General features: G+C 29.1%; 24 protein-coding genes. All 24 read right to left on the bottom strand.

The window, feature by feature from the left end:
* Positions 1 to 43: 43 nt before the first annotated feature.
* Positions 44 to 571 carry a hypothetical protein gene (locus tag ACZ446_RS06980; protein WP_464391870.1) on the bottom strand — a complete coding sequence of 176 codons (528 nt, stop codon included), beginning with the start codon at positions 569 to 571 and terminating at the stop codon, positions 44 to 46.
* Positions 572 to 696: 125 nt separating this feature from the next.
* Positions 697 to 1,791, bottom strand: a complete 1,095-nt coding sequence (gene aroC, locus ACZ446_RS06975; RefSeq protein WP_464391869.1) for a chorismate synthase — start codon at positions 1,789 to 1,791, stop codon at positions 697 to 699.
* A 62-nt stretch (positions 1,792 to 1,853) separates the two neighbouring features.
* A complete protein-coding gene (locus ACZ446_RS06970; protein WP_464391868.1) occupies positions 1,854 to 2,273 on the bottom strand; it encodes a pyridoxamine 5'-phosphate oxidase family protein in 420 nt (139 codons plus the stop codon).
* A gap of 50 nt (positions 2,274 to 2,323) precedes the next feature.
* Positions 2,324 to 3,322, bottom strand: a complete 999-nt coding sequence (gene trpS, locus ACZ446_RS06965) for a tryptophan--tRNA ligase (protein ID WP_464391867.1) — start codon at positions 3,320 to 3,322, stop codon at positions 2,324 to 2,326.
* 139 nt (positions 3,323 to 3,461) lie between these two features.
* Positions 3,462 to 3,869, bottom strand: a complete 408-nt coding sequence (locus ACZ446_RS06960; protein ID WP_464391866.1) for a 4Fe-4S binding protein — start codon at positions 3,867 to 3,869, stop codon at positions 3,462 to 3,464.
* Positions 3,866 to 3,994 (bottom strand): hypothetical protein, encoded by a 129-nt coding sequence (locus tag ACZ446_RS06955; RefSeq protein ID WP_464391865.1) that lies wholly within the window; start codon positions 3,992 to 3,994, stop codon positions 3,866 to 3,868. The genes ACZ446_RS06960 and ACZ446_RS06955 overlap by 4 nt, the downstream gene beginning before the upstream one ends.
* Before the next feature lie 123 nt (positions 3,995 to 4,117).
* Positions 4,118 to 4,369, bottom strand: a complete 252-nt coding sequence (locus ACZ446_RS06950; protein WP_464391864.1) for a hypothetical protein — start codon at positions 4,367 to 4,369, stop codon at positions 4,118 to 4,120.
* A 173-nt stretch (positions 4,370 to 4,542) separates the two neighbouring features.
* Complete coding sequence (locus ACZ446_RS06945) at positions 4,543 to 5,400, bottom strand: UbiA family prenyltransferase (protein WP_464391863.1); 858 nt, start codon at positions 5,398 to 5,400, stop codon at positions 4,543 to 4,545.
* Between the two features lie 118 nt (positions 5,401 to 5,518).
* Positions 5,519 to 6,217, bottom strand: coding sequence for an aspartate/glutamate racemase family protein (locus ACZ446_RS06940; protein ID WP_464391862.1), 699 nt, complete (start codon positions 6,215 to 6,217; stop codon positions 5,519 to 5,521).
* 58 nt (positions 6,218 to 6,275) lie between these two features.
* Entirely contained in the window at positions 6,276 to 6,821 is a 546-nt protein-coding gene (locus tag ACZ446_RS06935) for a DUF924 family protein (protein ID WP_464391861.1), read from the bottom strand.
* Positions 6,822 to 6,907: 86 nt separating this feature from the next.
* Entirely contained in the window at positions 6,908 to 7,603 is a 696-nt protein-coding gene (locus ACZ446_RS06930) for a DNA alkylation repair protein (RefSeq protein ID WP_464391860.1), read from the bottom strand.
* A 50-nt stretch (positions 7,604 to 7,653) separates the two neighbouring features.
* Positions 7,654 to 8,697, bottom strand: coding sequence for a S66 family peptidase (locus tag ACZ446_RS06925; protein ID WP_464391859.1), 1,044 nt, complete (start codon positions 8,695 to 8,697; stop codon positions 7,654 to 7,656).
* A gap of 118 nt (positions 8,698 to 8,815) precedes the next feature.
* Positions 8,816 to 9,106, bottom strand: a complete 291-nt coding sequence (locus ACZ446_RS06920) for a YciI family protein (protein WP_464391858.1) — start codon at positions 9,104 to 9,106, stop codon at positions 8,816 to 8,818.
* Positions 9,107 to 9,164: 58 nt separating this feature from the next.
* A complete protein-coding gene (locus ACZ446_RS06915; RefSeq protein ID WP_464391857.1) occupies positions 9,165 to 9,845 on the bottom strand; it encodes a class I SAM-dependent methyltransferase in 681 nt (226 codons plus the stop codon).
* Positions 9,846 to 9,986: 141 nt separating this feature from the next.
* A complete protein-coding gene (locus ACZ446_RS06910) occupies positions 9,987 to 11,075 on the bottom strand; it encodes a Fic family protein (protein WP_464391856.1) in 1,089 nt (362 codons plus the stop codon).
* Between the two features lie 276 nt (positions 11,076 to 11,351).
* Complete coding sequence (locus tag ACZ446_RS06905; RefSeq protein ID WP_464391856.1) at positions 11,352 to 12,440, bottom strand: Fic family protein; 1,089 nt, start codon at positions 12,438 to 12,440, stop codon at positions 11,352 to 11,354.
* 276 nt (positions 12,441 to 12,716) lie between these two features.
* Entirely contained in the window at positions 12,717 to 13,805 is a 1,089-nt protein-coding gene (locus ACZ446_RS06900) for a Fic family protein (RefSeq protein ID WP_464391856.1), read from the bottom strand.
* A 2,032-nt stretch (positions 13,806 to 15,837) separates the two neighbouring features.
* Positions 15,838 to 16,719 carry a hypothetical protein gene (locus tag ACZ446_RS06895; protein WP_464391855.1) on the bottom strand — a complete coding sequence of 294 codons (882 nt, stop codon included), beginning with the start codon at positions 16,717 to 16,719 and terminating at the stop codon, positions 15,838 to 15,840.
* Between the two features lie 188 nt (positions 16,720 to 16,907).
* Positions 16,908 to 17,615 (bottom strand): hypothetical protein, encoded by a 708-nt coding sequence (locus tag ACZ446_RS06890; protein ID WP_464391854.1) that lies wholly within the window; start codon positions 17,613 to 17,615, stop codon positions 16,908 to 16,910.
* Between the two features lie 432 nt (positions 17,616 to 18,047).
* Entirely contained in the window at positions 18,048 to 18,635 is a 588-nt protein-coding gene (locus tag ACZ446_RS06885; protein ID WP_464391853.1) for a hypothetical protein, read from the bottom strand.
* A 185-nt stretch (positions 18,636 to 18,820) separates the two neighbouring features.
* Positions 18,821 to 19,969, bottom strand: a complete 1,149-nt coding sequence (locus ACZ446_RS06880; protein WP_464391852.1) for a hypothetical protein — start codon at positions 19,967 to 19,969, stop codon at positions 18,821 to 18,823.
* Between the two features lie 130 nt (positions 19,970 to 20,099).
* The gene (xerA, locus tag ACZ446_RS06875) at positions 20,100 to 21,185 is read right to left on the bottom strand and encodes a site-specific tyrosine recombinase/integron integrase (RefSeq protein WP_464391851.1); all 1,086 of its coding nucleotides are present in this window, start codon (positions 21,183 to 21,185) and stop codon (positions 20,100 to 20,102) included.
* Positions 21,186 to 21,275: 90 nt separating this feature from the next.
* Complete coding sequence (locus ACZ446_RS06870; RefSeq protein WP_464391850.1) at positions 21,276 to 21,989, bottom strand: NAD(P)H-dependent oxidoreductase; 714 nt, start codon at positions 21,987 to 21,989, stop codon at positions 21,276 to 21,278.
* Entirely contained in the window at positions 21,982 to 22,566 is a 585-nt protein-coding gene (locus tag ACZ446_RS06865) for a flavodoxin family protein (RefSeq protein WP_464391849.1), read from the bottom strand. Before ACZ446_RS06865 ends, ACZ446_RS06870 begins: the two co-directional genes overlap by 8 nt.
* Positions 22,567 to 22,595 lie beyond the last annotated feature (29 nt).

Below are 22,595 nucleotides of genomic sequence, written 5' to 3'. Positions count from 1 at the left end.
TATACAGCCCTTTAGCCAAATAATATTATTAAATTTTAGTGATTTAGATTGTGTGTTTTCCTCTATCCCAATCTACATGTGTTTTAATTAATCTAAATTCCTTGTTATTTTTATTGTAATTTAAAAAATAATCATTATTTAATTTAATTCCCAATAAGCCTTTGTACCTGTGGCCATCAAGATTATTGTCTACTTTAGCCTGTTTTATAGAGTCACAGCCGCTAACAACACCAATCGGATAACCATCTTCTTCGATTAAAGCGTCAATTCCTAGTGGGCATTCCTGATCGGTATCATAGTCTACCATATATCCCTCTTCAACATATTTTTCTGGTAATTGAATCCAGGTTAGTTCCTTTTCCTCATCTTTAATATAATTTAGATACTGGTTTTTTATCTCTATTAGTTCATCTATGACCAACCATTCTCCAGCAGCATCAAAATCTCTTTCATCTTTTTTAAAATAATTATCAGAAGGTGCTTCAATTTTCTTTTGAGAATTTTCTTCCAGATCCTTTTTATTTAATACTTGACAATTGTTGTCCAACTCAAAGAAATTAATAATATTCATAAAAACACTCCCTTCATTTAATCTTCTTAGTATATATATTAGATGAATAATGAAAATATCCTGCATGTTCATTATAAATATCACAATATTTAACTGTCTTTTTATTTAAGATGATTATAAGCTGATTAATAGATTTTTTTAAGATATTCCATTCTGGAACCCATATTCTTAAGCAGCAAATCAACTAAGGTTAAAGCAGCCATTGCTTCTACAACAACAACAGCTCTGGGTACAATAACCGGATCATGTCTGCCCTTAATACTTAGGTCAATATTTTCGCCTGATTTATTAACTGCCTGCTGTGTTTTTTCTATAGAAGGAGTTGGTTTGACTGCAGCTTTTAATAAAATTCCACTGCCATCAGTTATCCCACCTAAGGTTCCACCAGCATTGTTTGTTGTTTTATTTATTTTCCCCTCATTATAACGGTAAAAATCATTATGTTCATAACCTGTCATTTCAGCTGCTTCAAAGCCGCTGCCGATCTCTACTCCCTTAACTGCTCCAATAGATATAACTGCTCTTGCTAATAAAGCATCACATTTATCAAATACTGGGTCACCCAAACCGCTGGGTATATTTTCAACTACACATTCAATTGTTCCGCCTGAAGAATTATTTTCTTCAATCAGCTGAGTTAAGTAGTTTTCAGCTTTCTCAACCGCTTCTGGATCCGGCATGTATAGAAAATTATCCATTATATAATCCTCATTAAAATTTTTAGGATCAGCTTTTATCGGTCCAATTGAAGCGGTATAAGCTAATATTTTAACATCTAAAGCAGCTAATATTTTCTTTGCAATAGCACCTGCAGCTACTCTAGCAGCAGTTTCTCTGCCGGAAGCACGTCCACTACCTCTGTGATCTCTAAATCCGTATTTCAAGTCATAACTGTAATCGGATTGGGCAGGGCGATAGACATCTTTCAGAGCTGAATAATCCTTAGACTTCTGGTTTTTATTAAAAATAATTAAGGAAATAGGAGTTCCAGTTGTTTTTCCTTCAAAAACACCTGATAAAATTTCAACTTTATCTCCCTCTTTTCTAGGAGTTGCAAAAGGGGACTGGCCCGGTTTTCTTCTATCTAAATCTTTTTGAATATCCGCTGCAGAAATTTCAAGTCCAGCCGGGCAGCCGTCTACAACCACTCCCAGGGCTTTACCATGCGACTCCCCCCAGGTTGAGATCTTAAATATATCTCCCAAGATTGAACCAGACATTATTAAATCACCTCTTTATTTATAAATTATTTTTTTAGATTAGATACTTATTGAAAATAATCTTAATCCGAAACTTTACCAATATATTTAACCTGATCCTGATTATTTGAAACTATAACTTCTTCAATTTCAAAAATAATTAGACCTATATTATCACCTTCTGCAAACTGAGGCATTTTAATATTCTTTAGGTGTTTTTTTCTGTAATCCAGTTTATTTTCAGCGTCTATTGTCATAGCAGTTCCCAAAAGAGTAACACTTTGTTCATTAGAACTTGAGGCTACCAGCAGTGATATATTTTTGTTTTTTTGAATATTAGTATATTTTTTACTGTTTTTCCTGCTGCTTAAAATAATTTTATTTTCTGCTTCTAGATAGGTGAAATTCATTAATGATAAATATGGCTTATTATCACTGGCTGTAGCCATTGCACATAAATTTTCATTTTCCAGTATTTTTTTAATATCTTTTGGAATTTCCATATATTTTCCTCTTCTCTCAAATAGATTCTAAATAAAATAACTGCATTAAGTTACTTTAAGCCCATACTTTTTTTAACTTCATCCATTGTAGTTTCTGCTATTTCAGATACTCTTTCTTTCCCGTCATTTAACACCTGGTCCAGATAAGTTTCATCATTGATTATTCTCTTATATTCTTCCTGAATAGGCTTTAAAGTTTCAATAACAACCTCTGACAGCTCTTTTTTTAATTTACCATACTTACCATCAGAAAAATGATTTTCTATTTCTGAACGACTCTGCTTGGTCAAGGCCTGATACAGAGTCAACATATTTTTTATCCCGGGAGATGCATGTTCAAATCTAGTTTCACGATTTGAGTCAGTTGTTGCACTCATTATAGTATCCCTTATCTCATCAGGTGTATCAAGCAGACCAACAGCATGTCTTTTTTTGTCTTCACCAGCACTTTTGCTCATTTTAGCCTCTGGATCATCAAAGCTCATTATTCTGGCTCCACTTTTTCTAATTAATTCCTCTGGTATTTTGAGCACATCACCATATAAATTATTAAATCGCTGAGCAATGTCTCTTGTAATTTCTATATGCTGTTTTTGATCTTCGCCTACAGGTACTAAATCTGTTTTGTAAAGCAAAATATCAGATGCCATTAAGACTGGATAATCAAATAAGCCAGTTCCAACTGATTCAAGTTTTTTAGATTTTGATTTAAATTGAGTCATTCGTTCTAACCAGCCAATAGGAGTAACACAATTTAAAAGCCAGGTTAATTCGCTGTGCTGTGGAACTTCAGATTGAACAAATATTGTAGATTCATCTGGGTCAATCCCACAGGCAAGATATAAGGCGGCAACTTCTCTAACTTTTTTTCGCAAATATGCTGGCTCAATGCTTTCAGGGATTGTAAGTGCGTGTAGATCTACAATACAAAAAATATTATCATATTTACTCTGGTTTTCCACCCATAAACTTAAGGCTCCAATATAATTACCAATATGCAGTTGTCCTGTTGGTTGAACACCAGAAAAGACTCGCTTCTTATTATTCATTTAATTAAACCTCCAAAATTTTATACTAGAATCTATTATTTATTCTCTAATTCTAGCTTATTATAGTTAGCTTAACTAGATTATACATGAAACTGGGTTAAATATAAATTATATTGATAAAAAAATTAACAGTTTAATCTTAACTTAAGTTGATTTCTGCAGGAACTTCTCCGATCGGGCATACTTCAGCACAAATTTCACAGCTGTGGGCAGAATTCAGATCTTGGTGCCGTTCTTGACATCTTCTAATATTAAAGCTGTTTTTTTCTAATGCATTTGCTGGACAGGCCTCAATACATTTTCCACAGTGGAGACAGACCTGTTCAACAGGATCACTTGGCCTACTATCTATTTTAAGATCAGTTAATAAAACTCTTAAGTGGACCCTGGGACCCCATTTATGATGTAAAAATAAAGAGTTATCACCAATTTCACCTAAACTGGTTTTTTCAGCTAGCTTTTTAAATCTGATTCCACTAAGTCCAGGATAGGGAATTAACTTAGCTTTGGAATTCTTTGCTTCAAGTTTGTGTTTTAGATTTTTCAATATATCTTTAGTATGTAAGTCAGCAGTGCAGGTAGTGTTTTTTCTTTTTCATAACATTTATTAATATCTATTACAGCAGCATTACAGCATTCGGGAATTAAATTTTCAATTTCCATTAAATTCAATTTTAAATACCCCCTTATCTATAATCATAATAATAATTTGAGCTTAGATTTTCAAATTTATAAAAAAAAGAACCTGAGCATTAATTAAAATGCACAGGCCCTAATTCTTAAAATATATTAAATTTAAAACAGAGAGTCAAATGAAAGTTCTAATCTATTAAATACATTAGAATCATCGTAAATATTTTCATCGTCAACAGATACTGTCTTATAGTAATTCAATGTATGCTCATTACCTGTTGTCGCAAAATAATTATCAGTTAAATCAGCGGCATTTGTCTTTTTATAATAACCAGAATTACCACTAGCTCCTTTTTTGTTATGATAAAATTCATTATTTGTACCTTTATAAGCATAATAATCTTGAACAAACATAATAATTCCTCCTTATAGATTTATAATTTTATTGAAATTATTAATTGATAACAATTATCGTTATTATTAGTATAAAGGATTTTTTAATGAATTTCAAGTGTTATATAAAATTTTCTGATCTTTTGAGTAATAAATTAATAAACTATAAAATAAAACATTTTTATTATAATAAATTAGATTTCAATCATGCTAATAATAATTAGAAGCAAAGCTAAAAGACCACTAAGGTATAAATTGCGGATAATAATTCGTCCTTCTTTTATATTTTCACTTTTTAAAAGTTTTATTGCAAAAAATAAGATAATAATATCTGTTATAGAAATAATAATAAGATAGCTGATCCCAAATAAATCTAAGATAACTGGTAAAAAACTTAATAATATATAAGTAATAAATAATAAGAATGAGATGTTTAGAGCCTTTTTTCTTCCCAGTATTATAGCAATCGATTTTATATTTCTCTTCTTATCTCCTTCAATGTCCATTGAGTCAGCTGCAATTTCTTCTCCAAGATCAAAAATAAAAAGCATCATACTAAAAATTATAACTGCCTTATTCCAGGGATTACCAACTACAACTGCTCCCAAAATAATTGTAACTGCAACTGAAGAGCTAACAAAAATGTTACCCATTAATCCTTTTTCTTTCAATTTCCAATTATACAAGAAAGCAATAATCCAGAAAAGCAAATATAATAAAATAGCTATTCTATTAATAAAAAATGAGACTATCAATCCTAGTAGGGTTATAATAATAGTAAATGTTACTGCAGTACTTGAAGAAATCAATCCAGATGGTAAAGGCCTCTCTGGTGCATTAACTTTGTCAACTTCAATGTCAAAATAATCATTTAAGATCATCGCTGATCCTGATAGAAAAAATCCCCACATAAAGCCTAGAAATAATTCGGATAAAGTAGGTAGATTACCAATTGTAATAATTTCTCCTATAATTACAGATATTCCTGCTGCAAATTGTAATTCTGGCCGCATTAATTTCACTAAACCCTTTATTTTTTTATAATTAAACACATTATTCATCCTTTTAATTCAGTTAATTTATTTATAAATCACTTTTTAATAAAATAATTTACACAACTTATTGTACATTACTTTTTTCATTTTAGCGAAGCACTATTTTAGATAACAATTATGATTTTTCTAATGCTAAGTCTACAGCTTTTTTTGCGTGAATCATTGTAGTATCAAATACAGGAATAACACTATCTTCATCTTTTATTAAAAGTGGAATTTCTGTGCAGCCTAAAATAACTCCTTCTGCCCCATTCTTTTTAAGGTTATTGATGATTAATTTGAATTTTTCTTTAGATTCCATTTTTATTTTTCCTGATATTAATTCTTTATATATTACATTATGAACTATTTCTCTTTCTTTTCTATCAGGAATAACTACCTCTATTCCATGTTTTTCTCTTAACCTTGCTTTATAAAAATCCTGCTCCATAGTAAACTTAGTTCCTAAAAGGCCAACTCTATTTAAGTTGAAATTTTTAATTTCTTCAGCACATGCATCTGCTATGTGTAGTAATGGGATTTTAATATTATTTTGAACCTCTGGAGCCATTTTATGCATTGTGTTAGTGCAAATTAGTATTAAATCAGCACCTGCTTTTTCTAATTTTACTGCAATGTTAATCATCTTATCTGTTAATAATCCCCATTTTCCCTCATGCTGCAGCTTTTCAAATTCAGCAAAATCTACCGAATACATTATGCTCTTACAGGAATGTGGCTCCCCTAATTTTTCTTTAATTATCTGATTAGTGATGCGATAATATTCAAGTGACGATTCCCAACTCATTCCTCCAATTAAACCGATTGTTTTCATTAGTATACCTCCAAATTTAATCTTTTTAACAAATATGATAGTTGCCGCAGCAAATAAATCAGAATGATGACCCTGGCTGAGATAGAAATTCAATTTCTTCAGCAGTAGAATTTCTTCCCAGTATTTCATTGCGGTGAGGATATCTTCCGAATCGCTCTATTATCTTTTTATGCTTGATTTCATAATCAAAATTATCTTCCAGGCCAGGCTCATTGAAAAGTCTTAATGCTTTTTCATGTATCAGTAAAGATTCGCTGTGCATAAATGGCATGTAAAAAAATCTGCGTTTAAAAGTTTCAACTTTGGTGTGGAAGCCCTTTTTGATAGCTTCCTGGGCCAGAACTAGTGCAGCAAGATCATTTGCAAAAGCAGCTGGTTTTCCTCTATATATATTACGAGAGAACTGATCCAGTAATATAATTTCTGCAAGGCTTCCTTCGGGAGTTGATCGCCAGGAGTCAAGTTCTCCTTTAGCTGCTGCAGCATGAACATCACCAAACCTATCATAAATTTTTGTATCAAGCTCCTCAGATGCAATAAACCATTGTTTAGGAGTCAATTCCTCAAACCAAAATTTTATTATTTCTTTACTTTTATTATACATTTTATCTTACCTCCTTCTGGATTTTAATAAAGTTAAAAAATTGAATAGAACAGCTAAAAATATTTAAATGAGCGAACTATAATATTTTAATTATTTTTATTTATTATTTTCATTCCTTCTCGTCTGCTTAAAGAAGATAGATTATTGTTTTGAATAAATTCTCCAACTACTTTTGGCTCAATTTTGGAATATTCTCTGAGCGACCAACCAATAGCCTTTTGAATAAAAAATTCATCGATATTTTTTAATTTGTTAATTAGACTAAATAGTAGTTTAATGTCAGTATTTTCTTTATAACCTAATTGAAATAGCAAGGTAGTTCTTTGAAGCCAGATATTATTTGATTTAACCCATTTCTCTAAATAGATATTCCTTTTAGCAGGAAACAATTCAAAATATTTTCCTACCAGATTTTTAGCAATTCTATCTACAGTATCCCACCAGGATTTATTTGTTATCATGTATTCAAGTAAATCAATTATATTTTCAGTAAATTTCTTCTCGTATCTCTCCAAAAGTTCAACTGCAAAATATTGATATTCTCTTTCTTCCTTTTCCCACAGTCTTTTTATAATAATATCTAGATTTTCATAATCTGGTCTATTATTTTTTCGCATAAATTTTCTAGCTGCTTTTCTTCTTGGCTGAGCTTGAATACCAAAAAAATCAAATTTGTTTCTCATATATTCTTTTTGCTTTTCAGCACATTCTGAATCAGATATGTTTTTAAAAGCAGCACTTAACTCGTTTATGTAATTATCCGGATTATAATTATTGGGCATCCTAATCTCTCCTTTCTATTTATTCTTTAAGATCGCTGGTTTTTAAGAATTTATGAACTTACTGTTCCAGCTTCGTTGATTCGAAATTTATTATTATTACAATCTATTTCCGCCTCTACTCCATATGGTAAGATAAACATTGGTGCTGTATGTCCAAAATTCATGTTATACATTATTGGAAGATCATTTCTCTTTGCTTCATCTCTTATTACTTTTAAATATTCTTCTTTATATTCTTCATAATATTTTTCATCATTTGGTTTACCTACAATTAAACCATTTATTTTTTTAAATATACCAGTTGCATTTAAAGATCTTAAATATCTTCTTATCTCTATAGGAGTTGGCTTTTCTTCACTAGTCTCTAAAAATAGTATTTTATTTTCCCATTCTTCTAAATCGGGCCACAAAATTGTCCCCCTCAACCAGTCTAAAACTTCTATACAACCACCTATTAATTCCCCTCTTACAATGCCATTATCTTGAAGAAGTTCATACCCTCTATTTTCCTTATTCAATTCTCTTTTAATTTTACTATTTTCTTTATTCTCCCAGGGTAACATCTGAGAAGTCCAGTAGTTACTACTTTCAATTTCTCCTATAGTCTCATTACTAAATAAAGTTTTTTTAATCCAATTTATTGTATAATCATGCATTTCAACATTTTCAGCAAATTCTGCTAAAACACTGGGGCCATAATAACTTGTCAACCCAGCTTTATAGCACATAAAATGATTTACTGTTGTATCTGAATAACCCATGAATATTTTAGGATTGTTTTTAATAACGTTAAAATCTATGTAAGGAAGTAACCTGAGGGTATCATCACCACCTATGTTAGAAAATATGGCTTTTATTTCTGTATTTTTAAATGCATTCATCATATCCTCAGCTCTTGCTTTTGGGTTATTATCTAAATATTTAATTCCTTTTAAACTATTAGGCATTTCTACGACTTTCAGTCCAAATAAATTTTCTATTCTTTTTTTTCCAATTTCATATCTGTATCTGAATTTCTTGTCTCCTGCTAAGCCTGAGGACAAACTTATAGTTGCTATTTTATCTCCTTTTTTTAATTTTTCTGGTTTTATCATAACTCGACTCCTCTTAAATTTATTTGTTAAAACGAATTTCATGACAGAAGATTTGCGGCCAATAAATTTTATTTGTAATGTCAATCAGTTATTTTACTCAAATTTTTGTAATAATAAACTAATATTCATCATTAGATAAAACAGCTAATTTCCATTCGAATATCTCATATTTATATAAATTTCGTTTTATTAAGGGATCAATATCTGAAATTTTCTTTGCCTCTTCTATATTTTTAGCTTCAAAAACTATCATTCCACCTGTTTTATTAACAAAACCACCACCTAAAAAAAGTCTTTTAGATGCAATTTTTTTTAAATAGCTTATATGGTCATTAAAATCATTTTTTTTAAGCTCATTTCCTTCAACTTTAGAATCTATCCTTACAAATAATTTGTCACCTTTTTTCATTTAAGCTTTCCCCCTGCATAATTATCTTCATTGTAATAAATCTTTTTAATATCAGTGATTAGTGATCGTCAATTTTTTTGAGTGTTACTTGGAATAGTTTTCTAGGAAGTCCTCCCTCTTCAAATTCATTAATATCAACTATCTTAAATCCTTTTGTTAAATGTTTTATTTTTTCCTTACTAAAGAAGTGAACAATAAATCCACCTACTTCATACATATCTTCTCCGCGATGAATTCCTGTACCATAATCAGCATCATTTGTATTTCTAGCTGTATATATATTCAATCCATTTGTTTTTAATGTTCGATTTATTTCATCTGAAATAAATTCCAATTCAGAAGTTGTAAAAGCCATACAATATAACATATGAGAAAAACAAGCATCGAATACTTCATCTGAAAAAGGAAGCGGCTCTCTGACATCATGACATTTTACGTTAATTGAGTCTGATAAATTCATTTTCTCTGCTTTTTTGTTAATAGCCTCAACTCCACTTTCACAATAATCTAATACATAAACTTCAAAACCATTTTGAGCAAAGAAAATTGTATCTCTCCCCTGGCCCCCACCAAGTTCAAGGATCTTATTCTTTCCTTCCTTCTTAAATTTCTTTGCTGCTTTTTGAGCAGCAACACTTGCTTCTATCCCAAACATATCAGATTTGTGACTAAATTTATTTTCCCAATGTTGACGTTGTTTTTTTAAAATTCCTTTTTCTACCTCTTTATCTTTTTTCATTATTTTTACCCCCTTGATATATATAATTTGAAAAAATTTGTAAACTATCTCTTTCGTATAGCGTTACTAAGATTTATGCTCGTGCCTAGTTATGACAAAAATTATAGCGCCAATCCCATGTTATGTGACGTATCATGGTTTTTATCTTAATAAATCTAGTAAATTATAGTAATAATATTTTCTATTTCTCATTTTATTATCTGAAAATATTACCTTCTCCTCTTCAAGAGTGGAAAGATATCTTCTACATGTAGAATCATGTATTCCTGTTAAGGAACTTATTGTTTTCACATTAAATATTGGCTTTTGAAACATTGCTTTAATTAGGTCTACTACATTAGTACTATTTATTAAATTCATTGCATTTTCTAAATCTCTTTCATATAGATTATCAATTTCTTCAATTAGATCAATATTTTTGAGCACTTGTTTATTTACGCTTTGCAGGAAGAATTTAATCCATTCATTCCAACCATTACCCTCTTTTCTTGTTCCATTTAGCAATCTATAGTATTTATGTTTATCTTTTTCTAATACTTCACTGATAAATAAATTGGGAGAGTTTATGAGATTTACATCATATAAATATAATGGAATTAATATACGTCCAATTCTACCATTACCATCTAAAAACGGATGGATAGTTTCAAATTGAGCATGTATTATTGCTATCCTAACTAAAGATTGCAGATTGTCATTGGGGTTATTAATATAATTTTCTAGGTCAGACATATAGGAATCCACTAATTGGGGCTGGGGTGGAACAAAAGTAGCTGTTTCTAAAGTACATCCTTCCGGGCCTATGAAATTTTGAATAGAACGATATTCTCCAGGAGCTCTATTTTGACCTAGAACACCATTACTCATTAAAATTTCATGTAATTTTTTGAAGAGACGTGTTGATATAGGATATTTTTCTAAAGCACTCTCACCATAGTTTAATGCATCATAATAATTCAAAACTTCCTGAGCATCATTGTTTTTTTCATTTTTATCAATATCAAATTCTAAAACTTCATCAAAAGTTACTTGTGTACCTTCAATTTTGCTGGACTGTACAGCTTCCTGTAAACTAAAGGGAGTAATAAGAAAATACTCATTAACTTTAGATTTTTTTAACATAACCTGATATTTCCCCACATTTGTACTTGCATTAATTAGTTCATTATAAAATTCCATTGGATTAATTTGTTCTTCTATTGGTAATTCAAATGGTTTAAAAGGTTTCATTTAAATCATCCTCTCTTTTATTTTCATTTTATACATTTTATTATAATATAATTCGTTTTATATTGCAATTATTTTCAAATTTATATTTTATGAAAATAAAGAAAGAGATGATTTGGTTTATGATATGTCACATAACGTTCCTGGGATTTGCGCTCGTGCCTGTTTCCGTAGGAACTGGCGTAAAGCTTGCTTTTTCATATCCGTTATTAGTTAAATTGCAAGCTTTATGACAGAAGGCATGATGCCAATCCCATGTTATGTGACGTATCATGGTTTTTATCTTAATAAATCGAGTAAATTATAGTAATAATATTTTCTATTTCTCATTTTATTATCTGAAAATATTACCTTCTCCTCTTCAAGAGTGGAAAGATATCTTCTACATGTAGAATCATGTATTCCTGTTAAGGAACTTATTGTTTTCACATTAAATATTGGCTTTTGAAACATTGCTTTAATTAGGTCTACTACATTAGTACTATTTATTAAATTCATTGCATTTTCTAAATCTCTTTCATATAGATTATCAATTTCTTCAATTAGATCAATATTTTTGAGCACTTGTTTATTTACGCTTTGCAGGAAGAATTTAATCCATTCATTCCAACCATTACCCTCTTTTCTTGTTCCATTTAGCAATCTATAGTATTTATGTTTATCTTTTTCTAATACTTCACTGATAAATAAATTGGGAGAGTTTATGAGATTTACATCATATAAATATAATGGAATTAATATACGTCCAATTCTACCATTACCATCTAAAAACGGATGGATAGTTTCAAATTGAGCATGTATTATTGCTATCCTAACTAAAGATTGCAGATTGTCATTGGGGTTATTAATATAATTTTCTAGGTCAGACATATAGGAATCCACTAATTGGGGCTGGGGTGGAACAAAAGTAGCTGTTTCTAAAGTACATCCTTCCGGGCCTATGAAATTTTGAATAGAACGATATTCTCCAGGAGCTCTATTTTGACCTAGAACACCATTACTCATTAAAATTTCATGTAATTTTTTGAAGAGACGTGTTGATATAGGATATTTTTCTAAAGCACTCTCACCATAGTTTAATGCATCATAATAATTCAAAACTTCCTGAGCATCATTGTTTTTTTCATTTTTATCAATATCAAATTCTAAAACTTCATCAAAAGTTACTTGTGTACCTTCAATTTTGCTGGACTGTACAGCTTCCTGTAAACTAAAGGGAGTAATAAGAAAATACTCATTAACTTTAGATTTTTTTAACATAACCTGATATTTCCCCACATTTGTACTTGCATTAATTAGTTCATTATAAAATTCCATTGGATTAATTTGTTCTTCTATTGGTAATTCAAATGGTTTAAAAGGTTTCATTTAAATCATCCTCTCTTTTATTTTCATTTTATACATTTTATTATAATATAATTCGTTTTATATTGCAATTATTTTCAAATTTATATTTTATGAAAATAAAGAAAGAGATGATTTGGTTTATGATATGTCACATAACGTTCCTGGGATTTGCGCTCGTGCCTGTTTCCGTAGGAACTGGCGTAAAGCTTGCTTTTTCATATCCGTTATTAGTTAAATTGCAAGCTTTATGACAGAAGGCATGATGCCAATCCCATGTTATGTGACGTATCATGGTTTTTATCTTAATAAATCGAGTAAATTATAGTAATAATATTTTCTATTTCTCATTTTATTATCTGAAAATATTACCTTCTCCTCTTCAAGAGTGGAAAGATATCTTCTACATGTAGAATCATGTATTCCTGTTAAGGAACTTATTGTTTTCACATTAAATATTGGCTTTTGAAACATTGCTTTAATTAGGTCTACTACATTAGTACTATTTATTAAATTCATTGCATTTTCTAAATCTCTTTCATATAGATTATCAATTTCTTCAATTAGATCAATATTTTTGAGCACTTGTTTATTTACGCTTTGCAGGAAGAATTTAATCCATTCATTCCAACCATTACCCTCTTTTCTTGTTCCATTTAGCAATCTATAGTATTTATGTTTATCTTTTTCTAATACTTCACTGATAAATAAATTGGGAGAGTTTATGAGATTTACATCATATAAATATAATGGAATTAATATACGTCCAATTCTACCATTACCATCTAAAAACGGATGGATAGTTTCAAATTGAGCATGTATTATTGCTATCCTAACTAAAGATTGCAGATTGTCATTGGGGTTATTAATATAATTTTCTAGGTCAGACATATAGGAATCCACTAATTGGGGCTGGGGTGGAACAAAAGTAGCTGTTTCTAAAGTACATCCTTCCGGGCCTATGAAATTTTGAATAGAACGATATTCTCCAGGAGCTCTATTTTGACCTAGAACACCATTACTCATTAAAATTTCATGTAATTTTTTGAAGAGACGTGTTGATATAGGATATTTTTCTAAAGCACTCTCACCATAGTTTAATGCATCATAATAATTCAAAACTTCCTGAGCATCATTGTTTTTTTCATTTTTATCAATATCAAATTCTAAAACTTCATCAAAAGTTACTTGTGTACCTTCAATTTTGCTGGACTGTACAGCTTCCTGTAAACTAAAGGGAGTAATAAGAAAATACTCATTAACTTTAGATTTTTTTAACATAACCTGATATTTCCCCACATTTGTACTTGCATTAATTAGTTCATTATAAAATTCCATAGGATTAATTTGTTCTTCTATTGGTAATTCAAATGGTTTAAAAGGTTTCATTTAAATCATCCTCTCTTTTATTTTCATTTTATACATTTTATTATAATATAATTCGTTTTATATTGCAATTATTTTCATATTTTTAATTTATGAAAATAAAAAAGAGGTTATTTGGTTTTATGATATGTCACATAACGTTACTGGGATTTGCGCTCGTGCCTGATTCCGTTAGGAACTGGCGTAAAGCTTGCTTTTTCGTATCCGTTATTGGTTAACCTGCAAGCTTTATGACAGAAGGCATGACGCCAATCCCATGTTATGTGACTGTTAGGCGGCGATCTATAATAAATTGCTCACCCCAGCTTCTTTTCTTCTCTATGGTCTTTAAATAAAATTATTTCTTTGTGGCACGATATTTAATTATTTATTATTACTTTTTGATATCTTCACGAACTTTATTTCATAAAGATTTAAGCAAAAGATTTTATTAGTACTTTTTATTACAAAATCAATTTATTATTAATATACTTCTTGTAATAGAAAAAAATACCTGCAAAAGTGCAGGTTTAATTATTATTTCTCTTTTTTTGATTTTCTAAAGCGCATCTTGTCAATCCATCTCGTTATTTCAATGCCTAAGGATACTGACTTAGCCTAATGTCACGAATGTGACTGTTAGGCGGATAATTTTCTTATTAATTAAGATCTCTTTTCTTTTATTAAATTATTACTATTTGCTGCAGTACTTATCATTGATACTTTGATTTTTTTATCTTCATGAAACTTACTTCATTAAGATTTACTAAAAATCTTTTTTAATGCTCAATAACTTTTTACACTTTTCGATCATTAAGACTTTACATCTGAGACGTTTTATAAGCGGTTTATCTGTAAATTATTTTGATCTTAACCATTAGATTTAATTATAATGCTTTTGTATTATCTAAGAGGATTTTATAAATCCATCTTGCTACTGTTAAGATAAAAAAACTAAGTTAGCCTAATGTCACATAACGTCCCTGGGATTTGCGCTCGTGCCTGATTCCGTTAGGAACTGGCGTAAAGCTTGCTTTTACATATCCATTATTGGTTAGCCTGCAAGCTTTATGACAGAAGGCATGACGCCAATCCCATGTTATGTGACTGTTAGGCGGTTATAAGTATTCTCGCCTAACGTTTATTCTTTTCTGATTTTTTGTTTTAATACTTATCGTTGCTGCTTTAAATTTTATATTAGCTTAAAACTATTTTATAACGATCTCTTCTCTTAATAATTATTTCTATAAAACTATAACATTAATAATATAATTCTTTTAATAGCAAAAAATACCTGCAAAATTGCAGGTTTAATTATTTCTTTATTAGTTACGAACATTTTATAAATCCATCTCGGAACTTCTAAGAGATAAAGATAATTGACCCAGCCTAATGTCACGAATGTGACTGTTAGGCGTAAAAATCTTTACTTTTTTTATTATTTATTATTGCTGCTATACTTCTCATTGATACTTAAAATTCTAGATCTTCCCGAAACTTACTTCATATAGATTTACTAAATTTTTATAATAGACAATAAGGCTTTTATATTTTCAGTTTATTAAAAATTTACATTAAAGATTAATCAAAAATATTTTTATTATTAATTAAGATCTCTTCTCTTTTATTAAATTAATACTATCTGCTGCAGTGCTTATCATTGATACTTTACTTTTACTATCTTCACGAAAGTTACTTCATTAAGATTTAGTAAAAATATTTTTATGCTCAATAACTTTTTACACTTTTCGCTCATTAAGACTTTACACCTGAGACATTTCATAAGCGATTTAACTGTAAATTATTTTTTTCTTAAACATTAGATTTAAAATCATAAATTTAATTATTAATGATTTTAAACTATCTAAGAGGGTTTTAAAAGTACATCTCGATACTTCTAAGCCAAAGAAAACCTAGTTAGCCTAATGTCACATAACGTCCCTGGGATTTGCGCTCGTGACTGGTTCCGTCAGGAACTGGCGTAAAGCTTGCTTTAATATTTCTTGCTGCATAATATTGCAAGCTTTATGACAGAAGGCATGACGCCAATCCCATGTTATGTGAAGTTGGGCGGTTTTTTAACTATTTTGGTATTAGCATAATATTTTAATATAGATATCCCCTTCAAAGTTAAATCATAATCTTTATCTAAAATACCATGGTATCTTAATTTCTTTAAAAGTGTATAATCATAATGCTTTTTCATATAATTAAATTTATTCTTAATGTAAGATGCAGGAACATCATTTAATCTTCCGTTTCTAATATTTGGAATAACCTCATTTAATAAAAACTTCTTTAAATATTCAGGGATTTCTTCAATAATATTATATCTTTTTTGGGTATATTTATCATCTTTCAGTTCTCGAATTTCTTCTTTTAATTCATCTATCTCATTTTCTTTATCTTTTAACTTTTCAATAAATGCCTGTTTTTCTTGATCTTGCATTTCTGCTTTTTCTATAATTTCTTCAATGAGTTGGTTTCTTTCTTTTTCAGCCTTGCTAAGATTTTCTTCTTCATTGTCTATCTCTTTCTCAGTTTCTTCTCGACTTAAACCTGAATAATGAACTTTTTCTCTTAAATCAGAATATCCTTCATCTAAATGTCTAAGCCTTTCACCAAATCCTGCTTCTATTCTTCCAAGTACTTCAGAGATTTCTTTCGTAAACTGATAAGAATTATCATAAAAATTATTACTAGTTTCAGTAGCTTTAAAGTAAAAAACTATAGATAATGATATAGAAAATATTGCCAAAATTAGTGTTAATAATTCATTAAAATCAAAGTTACTGATTTTTATTGAAGACTGTAATATTTTCCAACTGATTACTAATATAATAAAGCCAACGACTGCAATTTTAAACCAACTCTCTCTATTCTTAATTTTTTCATCTATGTACATATATTTATCTTTTGTTGAATCTTCTTTTTTCATATTATCCCTCCAAAAATCTCTTTTTGTCCAATTTCACATAACGTTACTGGGATTTTCGCTCGTGCCTGATTCCGTTAGGAACTGGCGTAAAGCTTGCTTTTTTATATCCGTGATTGGTTAACCTGCAAGCTTTATGACAGAAGGCATGACGCCAATCACATGTTATGTGATGGAAATAGAAAAACAAATTATATATATAATTTGTTTTTAATAGCTTTTCTAAATTCTTTATAGTTATTAGAAACTTTTTCTGATAAATCATATAGCTGGTTTTTATATTTTGAGTATTCTTTCATTTCTTGTGTTGTTCCACTTCCTTTTCTATCTATGTTTAAATCAGGTTGCAAACAATATTGGACTTCCTTATCTAATGCTCTTTGAGGATATTCAAAAAAATTTGTAGATAAAAAGCCACTCAAATTATTTAAGGATTCAACTAAATTATTACATTTATTATTAATTTCAGTAGATAAATATTTATTACTTTCTTTACTATGAAATTTTATAAATTTTAAAATATCTCCAAATTCAATTTTGAAATAAGAATGATCTCTCTCTAATTTATCAATAAAGTAAATCAATTTATCTTCATTCAATATATTTTTTGATTTATTAAATAATTTAATATCATGTTCAAATAATTCATCAGTCTTTTTTAATTCAATGATTTCAGCATTTAATCTATCTATTTTGATTTTCAACTCATAAATTAAGAAAATAAAATAATTTATTAAAATTAAAAATATGATAAATATATATGAGGTTGAAGAATATTGAATTATGATTTTTTTAAAATCATAATTCAATAAAGTATGTATTGCAACTAAAATAGGAAGCAAAATTAGAAAAATAAATTTAATTAGTTTGACAAAGCTTTTTTTAATTGATTCTTGCATTATTATCCTCCCAAATACTATTTAATAATTTTGTATGAATTACCTATTTCTTTCACATAACGTTACTGGGATTTGCGCTCGTGCCTGGTTCCGTCAGGAACTGGCGTAAAGCTTGCCGTAATATTTCTTGCTGCTTAATATTGCAAGCTTTATGACAGAAGGCATGACGCTAATCCCATGTTATACGACGTATCAATTATGTAAAATATTAAACTTAATCTTTTTCAATAATATCAGTCATTATATTTCTATAATAGTCGTTAACAATTGTTATTACATCGAAACATACAAATATAAATAAAAGAAAACAAAAAGTTATTAAAAGTAAAAGAAAATATCTATTTAATAAAAAACTTACATTGAAAGCTCTAATAATTATATCAATACTTATAAAGTTTATTAATAAAATAAATAGTTTTGTAATTTTAGATATTATGCTTTTTTTGTTATAATATTTATTGATAAAATTCCTAACTCGCCAGAATAACTTTCTAAATTATTTATAATATCTATAATTTCATTTATATAAGTATATTCTTCTAACATATTGTTATAAGAAAGGTTATGTTCATCAAGAACTTCAACAAGTTTATTTAAAGGCTCCCAATCATCCTTAACAATTGGATATTCATTTAACCTTCTTCCAAATAAATATATAATATCACTTAAATATGGTTTTAAAAATTCATATTTTTTTGGAATATTTTTAACAAGTTCTTTCAATTTTTTTGTTTCATCTTTAATAGCTAAAAACCAATTCATCCTTGAACTCTCAATATTTTGAAACGCAAAAAAGAAAAGTCCAACTAAAAAAGATGCTAATAAACCAATGATTTGAATTAATATTTCCAATGTATCCAGAAAACTTTCTTGAGAAAAATTAAATCTAAATAATTCTATGTTTTCACCATAAATAAGAAGGAGATAAAACATTAACATAAAGAAACCAATAAAAATTAGTTGCCCTAACATATTGAATATTATCCATCTTCTAAAAAAAATTCTTAAATTTTTTAACAAGTTATCCCTCCCAATAATTATAAATAATTTAAAATTGATATGTCGTATAACGTCCCTGGGATTTGCGCTCGTGCCTGGTTCCGTTAGGAACTGGCGTAAAGCTTGCCGTAATATTTCTTGCTGCTTAATATTACAAGCTTTATGACAAAAGGCATGACGCCAATCACATGTTAGACGAAGTGCGGTTATATACTAGTTAATAAATTATCATACATGTTTACTAATTCATTAATAAGAACATCATAAATTTCAATAAAATCTCCATTACCTTTTGATAGACCTAATCTTTTACAGCTATAAGATATTCTATTCTCTTTCTTTTCTTTTGATTGTAAATGTGAAAATGCTATTCTTAAATCGTACAAAACAAATAAAGGACTTACTATTTTACTTGAATTTGGTATTTCCAGCCTTTTTGCAAGCCACAATTCAAACAATTTTAAACTACCTAAATTTTCTATATCGCATTCTGGATCAATGATTTTAATGTCATCTTTTAATTCTTTACTATTAATTGATTCTACTAAAACTTTATTTAAGGGAATTATTACATTTGCGAAAGCTTTTTCTGTATTAACAAGAGGTCTAACTATTTTACTAGCTTCTTGAATAGACTCTGGTTCTAAATGTGATAAAGAAATATTATATTTATTCAAAATTTTTTCAGCAAATCTTAATCTTTTTTTAAACAATTTTTTATCATTAGAAGGTTCTGCCCATTTAACTTCAATTTGACCCTCATAAAATTCAGAAGCTATATCATGATCAGATTCTATATTTTCCGAACGTAAATAATATTGTTCTTCAGAATTTAAATTTTGAATATCTCCTAGCCACATAATCACTTTTCCATTTCTATTAATTCCAAATGAAATTAAATGACCTTGATTCTTCTTATAAATATTACCATAAGTGTTCGCCCCTAGTTCTAACGAATATTTGGGATCTTGAGTATATTTTAATAAAACTTCTATATTGAAAAATACTGGAGTTAAAAATCCTGTATTATATGGTCTATATAATCCCGGAATAAAGTTATAATCCCATGGATCATATATGAACGAAACATCTTCTTTTATATAGTCTTTATTAGTTATATTAAAAAATTTTTTAGCATCTAATATATCTTTGTTTTCTTTCATATATTTTTCAATAAATTGTTCTACTAGAAATTTTCTCGTACGACTCAAAATATACTTGTTTGAGCAATTAGGGCATTTAAGAATTGGGCAATTTTCGATAATTAGTTCCCTATTTTGGTGATCAATTTTATATTTGTCAAATATTAAAAACAAGTATGTTCCACAATTACATTCAAGAGTTTTTGTTTGCATTTAAATAGCTCCCTTTAAATTATTACTAATATCTAAGCATTTCGTCTAACTCCCTTATTTACGAATAAAATTTCATTATTTGTTAAAATGCTAGATCTTCACGACGATTTTTTCATTAATATCTGTATATCTATAACTGATCAAAAGGATTTGTTATTTCTATTAAGTTTCTATTGCTCACATGGGTATAAATCTCAGTTGTAGTTGAACTTTTATGTCCCAACAGATTCTGAATATACCTCAGATCAACTCCCTGCTCAAGCAGATGGGTAGCAAAAGAATGTCTCAACGAATGAATTCCAAGCTCTTTATTTATCCCGGCTTTTTTACAGGCACACTTAAAAACCTTCTGAGCACTCCTTTTTGAAAGGTGTTTATCTTTATTTTGCCCAGGGAAAAGCCATTGTGCATCATAATTATGCACCTTAAAAGCCTTTAAATAAAGCCTCAGCTTATTTAATGCAGCTTTTGATAGTAGAGTATACCTATCCTTATATCCTTTTGCAGAACGGACATATATTAACATTCTATCAGAATCAAGATCAGAAATTTTAAGTTTTACCACTTCACTAACTCTTAGGCCAGCCGAATAGGTTAAAATAAGAATTAACTGATGTTTTAAATTATCAACAGAAGCAATAATTTCTTTAACCTCTCTCTTATTTAATACCTTGGGCAGCTTCTTTTTCTTTTTTGGCCGCAGAAGTTTGTTGTTGATACCATCAAGTTCTAAAATTAATTTATTAAAAGTTTTAAAAGCACTGATAAACTGATTAGCATAAGAATGAGTATTATTAAGCTCATCCAGTAAATATAATACATATTCATTAACATCAGCCATTTTTATTGAAAATAAATCTTTTTGAATATATTTAATAAATGACTTGTTGTGGTTTAGATAAGCTTTAATTGTATTTGAAGAATATCCTTTTATTTTTAACTTCTTTTTAAATTGTGGGAGATAATAAAAACTTAAGTAATCTGCTATTAATTCTGGAGCAGCAAAAACTTTAACTTTAGAATCAAAAATAAGATATTTATTTTTAAACATTTCTAAAAAAAGGGCCAGATTACTGTAATTATTCTCAAAGCGCCAGTATTTTCTTTTTGGATTCCAACGGCTCCCAGGAATTGAATTCATTTTTCTAATTATAGTTTTGTCATAATCAAACCACACACAAATTAAATTATTGCTTTTATTAAGCTTTAACCTCATTTAATAAATAAGCTCCCATCTCTTATTGGTTTCCATATTCTTATATTTCTTTATCTGGCTTATTTTTCCTTTATTTTTATAATTTTATTTTTAATTATCAGACTCGTTTTTCAAATAAGGTTTATCATTCAATTTGAGATAGACACCATTTTTTAAAGCCTGAAAACGCCAGCCCCAGTTGCCTCCCAAAGTATATAACCACTTCTGAGAGATCATTGGTTTTGAAGTCTTTTCAACTTCTGCATCAGATATTTTTTGGTTTTTAACTATATCTTCAGCAGCCTTTTTAAGCCCTTCCACTAAATCCTTTGCCATAGCTCCCATTTCTGCCAAAGATTTACTACTGACCATTCCGCCCATTCCAACACCAATTCCGCCAAGGTATTTAAACCCGGCCTCCTTTGCAAACTCCTGATATACTTTTAGCACAGTTGCGTTTTGATCAGCTTCTGGAAAACCACAATTAACAAGCGCAATAAAACTCTGATTTTTGGCAGATTTAATATCATCAAAATACAAATTTTTCCTTTGAGCTGCAATTAAGCTCAAAGTCTTAATTACTTTTGCGGGCATAGTATCTACATATAGAGGAGCTGCAAGGATTATAAAATCTGCTCCCTTTATTTTATCTAAAAACAAATCTGTTTTAGCTTCAGTACTTATTTCAGAATGGATATGAACTGTTTCGCCTGCAACATCATATTTTTCAATCTCCTTCAACAGATAGGATCCTAGACTTGCTGATGAGCTATTCTTTCCCTTAGGACTTCCAATTAATAAAATTGCTTTTTTATAATTACTCACTCTGCTCACCTACTTTTTCTGAAATATTTCTAACTGTCTTTTTCAGCCTTTCATTATCAAAATTAGCATCTAATTTGAAAACCTCTGCCTCTATATAAGCTGAATGAAAATTAATTCCGTTTCTTTTTACAAGCTCCTCAAAAATTTTACTATGGTTTTGATCCTTTTCTTCCATTATACCTATTCCTAAAAGTGAAGGATACTTTGAATAGCGTTTTTTGTGATGAATTTCTCCCTTAACTTTCGTAAAAAAAGGAGAAATTAGTGGAATCATTCTGTCCAGTGCCTTTTTAAGCTGATAGGAATAACTGCCAAAAACTACTGGAGTTAAATAAATTAATAGGTCAGAATTAATTATCTTAGCTGCAGCCTTTCTGCCGTAATCATCAATTATACAGATGCCTGGTGTTTTTACCCAGCACTTAAAGCAGCCCAGACAGTCAGCAATCTTTTTCTCTTTTAACAATACTTCCTCAACTTCATAATCTTTTGTTTTTAACTCTTCTCTGATACTTTTTGAAAACTTCTCTAAAGAAATACCATCCAACTCTTCTCCATTTAAAATTAATGCATTCATTATTTTCTCCTTTTATATGCCTTAAACAA

The organism is Halanaerobium sehlinense (genome assembly GCF_055379485.1).
Note: the sequence above shows the minus strand (reverse complement) of the source record. Positions and strands in the feature narration are given on the sequence as shown.